Origin of the sequence: Mesorhizobium sp. M0772 (genome assembly GCF_040320135.1) — a bacterium.
Taxonomy (GTDB): domain Bacteria; phylum Pseudomonadota; class Alphaproteobacteria; order Rhizobiales; family Rhizobiaceae; genus Mesorhizobium.
The window spans coordinates 198,285-210,375 of record NZ_JAMYPB010000004.1 but is presented as its reverse complement, the minus strand read 5'-3'; the positions used below and the strand labels follow the sequence as shown (position 1 = coordinate 210,375).

Below are 12,091 nucleotides of genomic sequence, written 5' to 3'. Positions count from 1 at the left end.
CACCCGCCGCGCGGGCGGGGGGGGGGGGGGGGGGGGGGGTGCGGCGTGTGTTTTATCGCGCGGGGGGCGCCCGCCGCGCCCCCCCCCCCCCCCACACAGACTAGCGCTCTGCGGCGCCCCCCTCTGTCCTGCCGGACATCTCCCCCACAGGTGGGGAGATTGGCTGTCATCTCGGCTTTCGCTAATTTTCTACGTCGCAAGACGAGGGGCGGCGCCGGAACTGCCAATCTCCCCCCTTTTGGGGGAGATGTCCGGCAGGACAGAGGGGGGCGCCGTAGAGCGCCAGCAAGAGAATTTCTGATGCGGACATCGATTTGACCACCAGCCCCCTCCTCGACGCCACCGGCGTCGCCAAGAACTACGGCGCGGTTGCAGCACTTCGCAACGCGTCGCTCTCCGTGCTGCCGGGCGAGGTCCACGCGCTGATGGGCGCCAACGGCGCCGGCAAGTCGACGCTGGTGAAAATCCTGACCGGCGCCATTCCAGCGAACTCCGGGCGCATCCTGATTCGCGGTGAGGCGCGCGACATTCGCTCGCCGGCCGCCGCGCGCCGCGCCGGGCTGCTGCCCGTCTACCAGGAACCGTCGCTGATCCCCGATCTCGACGTTCTCTCCAACCTCAGGCTCACCGGCACGCCGGTCGAGCCGTTCCGCGCCTGGGTGCGCGAGCTCGGCATTGCCGACCTCGATCTGCGCGACACCGCGCGCGACATCCCGCTGGCCGTGCTGCGCGTGCTCGACCTGGCGCGGGCGCTCGCCGTCGAGCCGGACGTGCTGCTGCTCGACGAGATGACGGCGGCCCTGCCCGCCAACCTCGCCGAAAAAGTGCTGGAAGTGGTGCGCCGCCAGGGCGATGCCGGTCGCGCCGTGATCTTCATCTCGCACCGCTTCGTCGAAATCTCCGCACTGTGCGACCGCGCCACCGTGCTGCGCGACGGCGAGACCGTCGGTGTCGTCGACATCGTACCCGGAGTCGAGGAAAAGATCGTCGAGCTGATGCTCGGCACCCGCATCGTGAAAACTCATGTCGCCGCCCGCAGCGCCGCCGAGAAGGCCGCGCCCGCAGCTGCCCGGCCGCGCATCTCCGTGCGCAATCTCCGCGTCGGCGCCAAGCTCAGCGACGTCTCCTTCGATCTCGCCGACGGCGAAGTCGCCGGCGTCGTGGCGCTCGAAGGCCAGGGCCAGGACGAATTGTTCGCCGCCCTTGCCGGCTCGATCCGGCCCTCCGGCGGCACGATCGAAGTCGATGGCCAGCCGGTGAAATTCTCGCATCCGATCGACGCCATCCGCGCCGGCATTGCCTATGTGCCGGGCGACCGCTCGGAAGCGCTCGCCATGCAGCGCTCGGTGCGCGAAAACATTGCGCTGCCTTTCAGCGCTGCCTTGCGCAACTGGGGTCCGATCAACATGCGCCGCGAACGCGCGACCGTGCTCAGCGCGATCGAGCGGCTGCAGATCGACACCCGCGCGCAAGGCGAGGTGCAGCGCCTGTCCGGCGGCAATCAGCAGAAGGTGACCATCGCCCGCTGGATCGCGGCGGATGCCCGCACCATCCTGTGCTTCGACCCGACGCGCGGCATCGATGTCGGCACCAAGCAGGAGATCTACAAGCTGCTGCGCGAACTCGCCGGCAACGGTAAGTCGGTGCTGTTCTACACCTCGGAACTCGAAGAGGTGCAGCGCGTCTGCGACCGCGTCATCGTCATCTTCGGCGGCCGCCTCGTCGACATCTTCCCCGTCGAGGAGGCCGACGAGCCGGCGCTGATGCGCGCCGCCTACGGCCTGCCGCGCGGCGCCAAGGCCGATATCGGCATATTGGCTGATCCGACCGCGAACACTTCGGCTTCGCCGGAGGCCGCGCCATGAGCCATTTCCTGCGCCGCCAGGGCTGGGTCGTCGGCCTGTTCGCCCTGCTCATCGTCCTGTTCATCGCCACCAGGATCATCCAGCCGGCCTATGGCAGCAATGATTTCGGCTCGCTCGCCCGCGCCGTTCTGCCCTATGCCTTCGCAGTCGCCGCGCAGACGGTGGTCGTCATCGCCGGCGGCATCGATCTGTCGGTCGCCGCCATGATGGCGCTGACCAGCGTCACCGCGGCGTCGATGATGAATGGCGCGAGCGAGGAATACGCGCTGTTCGTGGTGCCCTTCGTGCTCGCCATGGGTTTTGCGCTCGGCGCGCTCAACGGCCTGCTCATCGTCGTCACCCGCGTGCCCGACATTGTCGTGACGCTGGCCATGCTGTTCGTGCTGCAGGGAGCAGCGCTGTTGGTGCTCGACGCGCCGGGCGGCGGCATCGCCGAATGGCTGAAGGCGCTGATCTCCGGCACGGTACCGATCCCCGGCCTGCCCGACGCCATAGACGCCTGGCTGCCCAAGGCCCTGCTGGTGCTGATCGTCTGCCTCTGCGTCATCTGGATACCGCTCAGGCGCTCGCGCCTGGGCCTCTCCATCTACGCCATCGGCTCGAGCGAACTGGCGGCGTTCCGCTCCGGCGTGCCGGTCAAGCGCACCCGCCTCATCGCCTATGCGCTGTCGGGCCTGTTCGCCGCCATGGGCGGGCTGGCGCTGACCATGAGCACCGGCATCGGCGCCCCCATCCCCGGCCCCTATCTGCTCGCCAGCGTCGCCGCCGTGGTGCTGGGCGGCGTCGCGCTCGGCGGCGGCAAAGGCGGCCTGCTCGGCCCGATCGTCGCCGTCTTCGTGTTGCGCCTGGTGCGCACGGATTTGACGCTGCTCGCTATCGACCCGAATGTCACGGCTATTATCGAGGGGCTGATCATGGTGGCGGTGGTGATGTTCGGCGCGTTTATCACGATGCGGGGGCGGCAATGATGGGAGGGCTGTCGCAGAGAGACGTCGGCGTTCCTTCGCGCCCCCCTCTGTCCTGCCGGACATCTCCCCCACAAGGGGGGAGATTGGATGTCGCGACGACTTTCGCCAATCTCCAACCTTGCAAGAATGAGCGAGGCGCTGAAGCTGCCAATCTCCCCACCAGTGGGGGAGATGGCCGGCAGGCCAGAGGGGGGCGCCGTAGAGCACTGTCCTCGCCAACTTGCCGCACCTTGCAAACCTCATCGCGAGCAAGAGCCGCCCCATGAGCACCACCGCCATCACCCCCGTCCCCCTGGGCCGCCGCATCAAGCGCTTCATGGCCGACCGCCCGCTCATCCCGCTGGTCATCCTGCTCGCCTTCCTGGTTATATTCCTGCAGGTCCTGCGCCCCGGCATCGTCAACGAGCGCTGGATCGCCAACACTATTAAATTCGCCATACCGCTGGCGATCCTGGCGGGATGCCAGACCATGACCATGCTGACCGGCGGCATCGACCTGTCGGTCGGCACGGTGGCGACGATGAGCGCCTTCATCATGGCCACGCAAGTGGTCAACCAGGACCCGGCGGTGGCGTTCCTCCTGGCGATGATGCCGGCGGTGCTGATCGGCCTCGTCAATGGCATTGGCGTCGGCGTCTTCCGCGTCCACCCGCTGATCATGACGCTGGGCACCAGCCTGATCGGCACCGGCTGCCTGCAGGTCTACCAGCGCACGGTGATCGCGTCGGGCGCAAAAATCCCCGACTTCTTGGCTTGGCTCGGCACCGGCGTGACATGGGGCTTCCCCAACGCGCTGCTTTTGTTCGTGCCGCTCGCCGCCCTCATCGTCTTCACGCTCGCCCGCACCGGCTTCGGCCGCCTGCTCTACGCCGTCGGCGACAATGAGCGCGCGACCCGCCTGTCGGGCGTGCAATACTGGCAGGTCATCACCGCGCTCTACGTCACCTCCAGCGTGCTCGCCGGCATCACCGGCCTGCTCTATATCGGCCTGATCAAGGCGCCGTCGCTGTCGCTCGCCGAACCGCTGGTGCTGCCCTCGGTCGCCGCCGCCGTCATCGGCGGCACCTCCATCTTCGGCGGCCGCGGCGGCTACACCGGCACCATCATCGGCGCCCTGATCCTGACCGTGCTGACAACACTGCTGACCATCCTGCAGATGCCGGAGGGGGCACGGCGGATCTTGTTCGGGCTGATCGTGCTGTTCGTGACGGCGGCGTATCTGCGGATTGTGGAGGAGAGGTAGGGGGCCGAGGCCAGCGCCAGCCGAGACGGAGTGGGGACCGCCCTACGCGATTGCCATCATCCTGGACGACCTTGCCCACCCAGACGCAACGCCCCTTACTTCAACGAAATCGCCAACCCGCTCAAATCCGCATTCACCTGCAGCCCCACCTGCCGGCCCGTAAGCTCGAGCGTGGCGCCCTTGTCATTGGTCATGACGATCACCTGCGCGCCCTTGCCGAGCGCGCCGCCACCGCCGGCCGCGCCATAAACCCCGGTCGCATCACGGACCCTGCGGATGTGCCGCACGGTGCCCTTGAAGTAGGTCTTGGAAACGCCGAAAGCGAAGCCGCCCGAGACGCCGCCGATCGTGATGGGGTAACTGCGGCCATGGAAGGTCAGCGTGCCCTCGCCACCGGAACCGCCGACGAAGAAGGCCGCCTTGTAAACGGCAAAGCGGATCGTGCCGCTATCGGCATGCGCGGCGCTGGCAGCGCTGACGGACACAGTTGTGATGGCCGCAACCGCAAGCGAACGAAAGCTGGACGAGATGGTCATGGTGGGAGCTCCTCAAGTGCGCCGCTTGCCCAGCCGGCAGGCGGCGTCGAATTCGTAACCAACTTGAACAATCTAGCCCGTGATTTGGTTCCAGGCAGGCTGTGACAAGATCCGACGAAACGTGACGTGGTGTACTTTCGGGTTGCGGAGGAGGCGGCGCCTATTTTCTCTTCCTGAGCACTTTTCGCAGCATTAACTTCAGCCGCCTCATCTGGTAATGGCGCCGCAACTTGGCCAGCGCCGACTGGTGGGCGGTGTCGATTGCAGCCAGCGAGTCCGCCTCGGTAGCCTGCGGCAGCGCGAGCAGCGCGTCGGCCTGAAGATCGGCAAAGGGCTTGGGGTCATAGCTGGCGAACGGCGTCGGCGGGTCGCTGAGCACGGTGGGGTTGCTGTTGATTTCGAACACTACAAGCCTGCCGTCCACGAAAGTGTAGTCGATGCGGCCATACTGCATGCGGGCTCTTTCGAAGACCTGCATGACCGCATTGGCGTCAGGATTCGTATCGATATAGGTCCTGATTTCTTCGATATGCGCCGGCAGCAATTGCTCGGGCGAATTCTTGACGAACCACGATTTCGACATCGCGCAATGCTGGCCGTAGATCGTATCGCCGACCCGAAACGCCGCGTACTTCCTGAAATAACCGTCCATTCCGGGGGTGCCGATCATCTCCACCACCATCGGCCGCACCAGATCGCTACCGTCCAGCCGGGCGATCGCGGCGTCCAGCGCCGGCCGGTCGTGCAGCAGCGGCGGCTCCCTGTAGAGTGCGCCCGTCTCGTCGCGGATGAAAACGGGATAGCGTATCGCCTCTTCCAGCTCGTCCGGCCTGAACACACGAAAAGCGTTGCTGCCGTCGGCGTGAAGCAGCCGCAGCAGGTCGAAGCGCTGCAGGCTGGCGGTCGGGTGATTGAGCTGCGTCAGGCCGGTGTTGTCAGCCAGTTCGGCGCTGATGCCGGCCGCGCGGCTCAATTCGTCCGATGTCAGCCGGTCCATGTCGGACCAGATGACCACCCCGGCGCGAACGCCGCGCAGCAGCCCGGCATCCTCGTAGCGCACCAGCCGGAACCACGCCTCCAGGTCAGTCCGGTGATACAGAAGCACCACCGCCTGCGTGTAGGCGTGCTCCCGGTGCGCGACGTAAAATATCATGCGTTTCCGTTGTCCGTATGTAATTGCAAAGGGGAACCATGATGATTAGACAGGCTTGTGAAAGCCGTGAAATGGTTCTCGATCCGGCATGCGTCAAACAGGAGATAGAACAGGTTGACGTTTCCGTGAAGCTGCAAACCGCATTGGCAAGAAACTGCCATGCGCCATCAACGCGTTAGAAGTCGAGGCAGCCGACACATGAATTTAGACGATGTTGCGATACCCATCCGCCGGTTAGACCTGGAAGACATCCCTTTGCTGATGGAGCTTGAGGCTGCCGCCTGGGCCGCACCGCTGCAGGCGAGCGAAACGGCCATCCGCCACCGGCTGGCACTCGGACACACCATGTTCGGCGCGATCGATGGCGATCTGCTTGCTGGCACCATCTGCTTTACCGAGACCAGCCAGGATCCGCTGGTGCGCGCCGATTTCCCCAGGAATTTCGATGCCTATGCATCGCTGCCGCGCAGCGAGCCGGTTTACGCACTTTACGCCTACAATCTCTGCGTCCGGCCGAGCCATCGCGGCTCCAACACGGCGGTGCGGCTCTTGAAGGAGATGGAGAGCCACGGCCGCCGCCTGGGCGCCAGCTGGCTGATCGGCGATGGCCGCTGCTCGTCCTATGCCGGCTCCTCGGGCGAAGAGTATGATCATGTCAAGGCCGATGCGCGGTTCCGCGCCACCATCGACCGCTGGAACCAGACCGGCACAAGACCGCCGCTGGAAGAGATCATCCGCGATCCGCTGCTGCGCATGCACTACCGCGTCTACGGATGCGAGTTCCTCTACGTCATGCCGGACTTCTTCCCGCAGGACGCCACGTCAGGCGGCTTCAGGGTCATTTCAGCCAAGAATCTCAAGGCATGAGATTCGAGCCGTCATGACAGCTCCGCATTTCGATCCGTTCGCGCTCGGCGACGACCCGTTTCCGCATTTCGCCCGCATGCGCGCCGCCGGCGGCATTGCGCGCGGCGTCGCGCCCTATCCCGAGCTGGCCGACGCGCATTATGTGTTCAGCCATGAGCTGGTGTCGGGCGCGCTGAAGCATCCCGCTCTTCTTCAGGCGCCGCCGGGTACATATGAAGAGGTCCGCCGCAAGCTCGTCGACCATGCGCCCATGGCTCTGCTCAGCCGCTCGGTGCTGCTCGCCGATCCGCCTCAGCATGGCGCCTTGCGCCGGCCGGTCGCTGGCTTTTTCTCACGGCCGGCCATCGAAGCGCTGACGCAAGGTCTTCGCGCGCTGAGCCACGAGCTGGTCGAGCGTGCGCTGGCGGATGGCCGCGTCGACGCCGTCGCCGGGCTCGCCGTGCCGGTGTCCTTCTGGCTGCTGCAGGAAATCCTCGGCATCGAGATCGAGGACCCTTGGGCGTTGAAATCGGTGACCCGCCGCATGGCCAGCGCATTCGACCTGCGAAGAGCGCAGCCGCCGGCAGCAAGCGCCGAGGCCTATCGCGAATGCCAGGCTTTTGTCGAGGAGCGGCTGGCTCGACAGGCCTACCGGCCGGACGGAATGGTTGCCGGCATGGTGCGGGAGGTTGCGCAAGGCCGCTGGTCGCGCGGGGACATGGTGGCCAACATCGTCTTCATGCTGTTTGCCGGACAGGAGACTGTCGTCGACGCTCTCGGTAACGCAATTGTTGCGTTGGATCGCTTTCCCGAACAGCGCGCGCTGCTCGAGCGCGGCGCTGTCGACTGGAGCAGCGCGGCGGCCGAACTGCTGCGCTATGGCGCCTCGGTGCAATACGCCGTCGCCCGCATCGCGGCGCAGGACATCGACCTCGGCGACGTCAGGATTGCGGCTGGCGAAGCGGTCGTGCCGGTGCTCGGCAGCGGCAATCGCGACCATGCCGTCTTCGCCGATGGCGACCGGCTGGACCTCACGCGCCCGCCAGCCATGTCGATGACCTTCGGCACCGGCCTGCATGTCTGCCTCGGGCAACATGTCGCCCGTATCGAGATCGCGGCGATGATAGAAGCCCTGTTCACCCGTGCGCCCGGATGGCGGCTCGATGCCGCAAATGCCGAGCGCCGCGCCACGATGTCGTTTCACGGCATGGCTACCGCGCCGCTGATCCTCGACCCCGCTGCGTGAAAAGCGGCCGCGTCTGAGCGATGACCGCCGGGTCGAGCGACCTGACGATTTCCGAAACCTTTGCCCGCAAGGCGCCCACCGTCGCATCGTCGAGCGGATCGAGAATATCGTTCTGATCTCTCGATACCCGGTACTCGTCCAGCGACGGCGCCTCGCTCGACGGCGTGAAGCCGCCGCCGCGGGCATGCTTGTCGGCCAGTTCCTGCCTCGATTTCACGGCATAGTGGCGGATCCAGCCGATCTTCCATTCCATCGGCATGGCCGCCGGGTGCTTGTCGAGCGTCATGCCGTCGACCAGCGTCCTGCGCAGCGAGATGCGGAAACCGTGCGGGTGCGGCATGAACTGCCCGGGATCCCGCAGCGCCTTGCGCAGCACCGAGGACACGCGGGCAAACGACTTCTTCCAGCGCGCGGTCGGGGCGTCATGCGTGCCGCGCCTTTGAAACCGCACCGTCACCAGTTCGTCGTCATAGGCCTCTTTGCCGTCGCTGCCGAAATTCACCCAGCGAAAGGCGACGCTGCGCACGCCCGGGCGGCTCAAAAGCGAGCGGACCAGTTCGGCTCCGCTCCAGGGCGGCCCGTCGAGCGGCTCGAGGAACTCGTCGGCGTCCATGAAGCCCAGATAGCGATAGCCGTGGAGCAATGCCTGCCAGTAAAGATAGGAATAGGCCCGCCGCTGCGGCAGCACCGTGTCGTGCCGCCAGTCGACGAGCCGGATCCAGCCGGCATCGCGCAACGCCTGGAGCACCGCCGACTGCGGGCCGGCGCTGCAGTTGTCGGCGATCATCAGGTCGAAGCCATGCAGCTTGTGCCAGGCGACCCACTCGATCAGATAGGGCTGCTCCAGCTTCATGATCGCGCAGATCACCGGCCTGTTGACGGAAAACGGAATTCTCATCGCAACGCTTTCCCCGCGCCACCCGCTGCTGCTTGAGGCTCGACCTGCCGGAACGGGATCGCATCGCCATAAAATGCCGCAAGCTGCTCCGAAGAGCCCGTCCAGTCGCCCATGTCGAACTGGTGGAACCGATAGCGTGGGTCGTCAAGGGGCAGCAGGTCGATATCCGGCCTGATGCACCGGTCGAATATGCCGGCCACCGGCAGATGGATCGTCCGCGCCCAAGACAACCAACCGGCCAGCCAGGAGAAGCTGCTCACCCCCGTGACGAGATGGCTCGCCCGGCGCAGCGTCTCGAAATCGGTCAATGGCGACGCCTTCGGCGCGAAGACAGCATCGGGAAAACGCTGACGCAGGCGCCGGCAATAATCGTTGTCCTCATGGGTCTGGCCGACGAAGACCGGCTTGCGGCCGCTATCCTTGATGAGCGTCTCGAAGAAGCCGAATGGCATCGGGCAATAGTTGCGGTGGAAGCCGTCGAGGATGTCGCCGGCCCGGACATGGATGACGAGGAAATCGTCGCCATGGGTCGGCGCGGCGACGGCACGCCCGTCGAAAAGCCCGGAGACCTCGTCCCGGTCATAATAACCCAGCCGCTGCGCGAAGCCCTTGAAGCGGATGCTCCGCGCCCGCCTGTCGCGGAACGCAGCTATGATCCCGTCGAGGTCGTAGCGGTGATAGCCGTCGACCCGAAGCAGCCGGTATTTCCACAACAAAGGCGGCCGCACCCTGGCAATGGACCATTCCGGCAGGTCGGCGTCGCAGACATAGCCACCGGGGATACGCTTCGCCAGCACATGGCAAAACATGTACTGGAACATCTTGTTCGCCATGCCGCCAAACGGCTGCATCACGATGGGCACTTGCCGCATTGGACCCCTTTCGCCAAAGACGGTCATTGTTACCCGAGTTGCGCGGGCCGGTCGACTGGCCTCTGGCCAAGGGCGCATCATGATCGCCGCCGTCAAGCCACCCTCAGGGATAATGCGTCGGCTTTGGCGCGTAGATCTTTGGATCGAAGTCCAGATCCCTCGGCAAGGGCAGGCTTGAGCACTGCAAATGCACCTCGCGTGCGAGCAGCCTTCGCTGCTGCTGCTCATGCTCCTTGATAGCCGCCACGAGACCCATGCTGTAAGGCCCCAGCACAACGCCGGCGGCCCATCCCGGATGCTCCATCTCGCGCCGGTCGTAGTTCAAGGCATCCGTGCGGGCCTGCTGGCATTCCGGCGTCGCCCATTTCGGGTCTTGGGTCGAGAGCGAGGCTCCATACTGGACCGGAGACGATACGCACCCTGCCACTGTCGCAGTCAACGCGACGACCATTGCAATTCTCATCCGCAAGCCCCTCCTAATGTAGGAGGCGACTACAAGACGATTCCAGCGGGAAAAAGGCGGCTTCAGGATGCGGATCTTGCATGGCCGCTCACCCCAGCAGGTTGCGCGCCGTGCGCATGAAGATTTTCGAGCCGATCGGGATCAGATCGTCGGGAAAATCATAATCGGGATTGTGCAGCGAAGGATGGCGCTCGCCGGCGCCGAGAAAGAACATCGCTGAGCTCGCCTTGTGGCCGAAGATGCCGAAATCTTCCGAGGCGCGCATCGGCAGGGCCTCTTCGCTGCGCGCGACACCTTCCTCGTCGAGTGCGCGGTTGAGATGCTCCACCGCATCCGGCGCATTGACGCTGGCGACGAAGATCTCGTGATAGTCGCAGCGCACGGACAGGCGGTGCTCGCCCGCGATCCTGGCAGCCAGGGCTTCCGCAGCTGCGACCAGCTCCGCCATGCGCTCGTCGCGCCTTGTGCGCAGCGTCGCCCACACCTCCGCATGTCCGGGCGCGATGCCGAACACGGCCTCGCCCATGGTCGCATGGGTGACGGTCACCATGCTGAAATCGTCATCGGCGAAAGTGCCGCGCCCCAGTGCCGGAAGCGCCGGCATCAGCTGGCTGATCGCCGGCATCGGCGACACGCCGGTTTCGGGCATGGAGGAATGCGCGGTCTTGCCTTCCAGCACGATACGGATGCCGCGCGAGGCGCAATTGACGACGCCGGGCTTGAGCCGCACCTCGCCCAACGGCACGCCCGGCAGATTGTGCAGCGAGAAGGCGAAGTCCGGCGCGATCTCGCCAAAGCGCGGATCGGCGACGACGCCGGCCGCACCATTGCCGGTCTCCTCCGCCGGCTGGAACATCAAGACGACGCGGCCGCGGGCCGGCCGCTCACGCCCGAGCTGGCGGCCAAGTGCGGCCAGGATCGCGATGTGGCCGTCATGGCCGCACATATGCGATTTTCCCGGCACCTGCGAGGCATGCTCGACGCCCGAAAGCTCCTCGATCGGCAGCGCATCGATCTCCGAGCGGAACAGCACTGTCGGTCCCGCCTGGCCGCTGTCATAGACCGCCGCCACGCCATGACCGCCGAGGCCGGTCAGTACCTTGTCCGGCCCTGTATCGGCGAGGAAGCTGACGACTTCCTTGGCGGTCTGTTCTTCCTCGTTGGAGATTTCAGGCCGCTGGTGCAGCTTGCGGCGCCATGCCGTCAGCTCGATGATATCGCGATTGGTCAGGGTCATGGTTGGGGCTCCGCTTAGTGCTGTGGCTGCAAACTCAACATACAATGACCTGCAGATAGTCCGGCGAGGCAAGCCCCTGCATGATTGTGTCGCGGGTGATGATCGGAATTTTTCTTACTCGCGCCGTCGCGATCAGGTAGCAGTCGCCGGGATCCTCCTATGCCGAGATAGGGCGGGTTCTTGTGCGTCGGCTTATGGGACGCGATCGCCAATTCCCACGCAGTGATTGGGGAAACATAAAGCTTGCCCGCAGTTTGGCTCTCGGCGATTGCGATGAGAGCTTCTTCCGAAAGCGTGCCTGCGGCCGTTACCAGCGAATAAAACGTATGCGTGTCGAGAAGCGCCCCTGGCAAGGATCAACTATCCCTGGGTTTGCGCACCTGGTGAGAGCCGCCTTTGAGGGCTTGATTAGCAATCGGCTTCGTAAGGTCCACACCCTTTTTCAGGGGCAACTGCGACGACTTCATCGAATCAGCACCGCGCACTTCAACGTAGCGGCCGCTGCGGGAATCGCGCACCACCCACTTGCCGGTCAGCTCCTGTTTGGTCCGTGCTTTTGTCATGAACCCAATATAGCGGCAAATTGTTATGGATGCGAGCGGTCTCGGCCTGTTGAAGCCAAAGGCGATACCGTGACGGCGCATCAGAAAGTCGTCAATCTCATCTCCGACATCCGGTGGCTTCTCCTGAAAAGCGCCGCGTGCTCGCCTGTGCGACATCTTTCGCGATAATTGCTTCCATCCACCCGAAGGAACGGTTTCGGA

General features: G+C 65.1%; 12 protein-coding genes. 5 read left to right on the top strand and 7 right to left on the bottom strand.

Annotated elements, in window-relative coordinates; genetic code table 11:
- Positions 1-314 precede the first annotated feature (314 nt).
- From NKI06_RS04710 to NKI06_RS04700, 3 genes are all read left to right on the top strand, one after another.
- On the top strand, positions 315-1,865 hold the full coding sequence (locus tag NKI06_RS04710) for a sugar ABC transporter ATP-binding protein (RefSeq protein ID WP_352984268.1): 1,551 nt from the start codon (positions 315-317) through the stop codon (positions 1,863-1,865).
- Positions 1,862-2,833 carry an ABC transporter permease gene (locus NKI06_RS04705; protein WP_352984266.1) on the top strand — a complete coding sequence of 324 codons (972 nt, stop codon included), beginning with the start codon at positions 1,862-1,864 and terminating at the stop codon, positions 2,831-2,833. The genes NKI06_RS04710 and NKI06_RS04705 overlap by 4 nt, the downstream gene beginning before the upstream one ends.
- A gap of 262 nt (positions 2,834-3,095) precedes the next feature.
- Positions 3,096-4,076: an ABC transporter permease gene (locus NKI06_RS04700; protein WP_352984264.1), complete on the top strand. Its 981-nt coding sequence runs from the start codon at positions 3,096-3,098 to the stop codon at positions 4,074-4,076.
- 95 nt (positions 4,077-4,171) lie between these two features.
- Here the strand turns inward: NKI06_RS04700 and NKI06_RS04695 are convergent, their stop codons facing one another.
- Positions 4,172-4,612 (bottom strand): lipid-binding SYLF domain-containing protein, encoded by a 441-nt coding sequence (locus NKI06_RS04695; RefSeq protein WP_352984262.1) that lies wholly within the window; start codon positions 4,610-4,612, stop codon positions 4,172-4,174.
- 160 nt (positions 4,613-4,772) lie between these two features.
- On the bottom strand, positions 4,773-5,765 hold the full coding sequence (locus NKI06_RS04690; RefSeq protein WP_352984260.1) for a hypothetical protein: 993 nt from the start codon (positions 5,763-5,765) through the stop codon (positions 4,773-4,775).
- 198 nt (positions 5,766-5,963) lie between these two features.
- Here NKI06_RS04690 and NKI06_RS04685 point away from each other — a divergent pair, with 198 nt between their 5' ends.
- Both NKI06_RS04685 and NKI06_RS04680 read left to right on the top strand, forming a co-directional pair.
- The gene (locus NKI06_RS04685) at positions 5,964-6,632 is read left to right on the top strand and encodes a GNAT family N-acetyltransferase (protein ID WP_352984258.1); all 669 of its coding nucleotides are present in this window, start codon (positions 5,964-5,966) and stop codon (positions 6,630-6,632) included.
- Positions 6,633-6,645: 13 nt separating this feature from the next.
- Positions 6,646-7,857, top strand: coding sequence for a cytochrome P450 (locus NKI06_RS04680; RefSeq protein WP_023698637.1), 1,212 nt, complete (start codon positions 6,646-6,648; stop codon positions 7,855-7,857).
- Here NKI06_RS04680 and NKI06_RS04675 read toward each other — a convergent pair.
- The 5 genes from NKI06_RS04675 to NKI06_RS04655 form a co-directional block, all read right to left on the bottom strand.
- On the bottom strand, positions 7,823-8,755 hold the full coding sequence (locus NKI06_RS04675; protein ID WP_352984255.1) for a glycosyltransferase family protein: 933 nt from the start codon (positions 8,753-8,755) through the stop codon (positions 7,823-7,825). The two genes, NKI06_RS04680 and NKI06_RS04675, sit on opposite strands and share 35 nt — an antisense overlap.
- Positions 8,752-9,627: an alpha-1,2-fucosyltransferase gene (locus NKI06_RS04670; protein WP_352984254.1), complete on the bottom strand. Its 876-nt coding sequence runs from the start codon at positions 9,625-9,627 to the stop codon at positions 8,752-8,754. Before NKI06_RS04670 ends, NKI06_RS04675 begins: the two co-directional genes overlap by 4 nt.
- A 103-nt stretch (positions 9,628-9,730) precedes the next feature.
- Positions 9,731-10,090, bottom strand: a complete 360-nt coding sequence (locus NKI06_RS04665; RefSeq protein WP_352984252.1) for a protein kinase family protein — start codon at positions 10,088-10,090, stop codon at positions 9,731-9,733.
- An 88-nt stretch (positions 10,091-10,178) separates the two neighbouring features.
- Entirely contained in the window at positions 10,179-11,327 is a 1,149-nt protein-coding gene (locus NKI06_RS04660; protein ID WP_352984251.1) for an amidohydrolase, read from the bottom strand.
- 356 nt (positions 11,328-11,683) lie between these two features.
- On the bottom strand, positions 11,684-12,046 hold the full coding sequence (locus NKI06_RS04655; protein ID WP_352984250.1) for a hypothetical protein: 363 nt from the start codon (positions 12,044-12,046) through the stop codon (positions 11,684-11,686).
- Between the last annotated feature and the right edge of the window lie 45 nt (positions 12,047-12,091).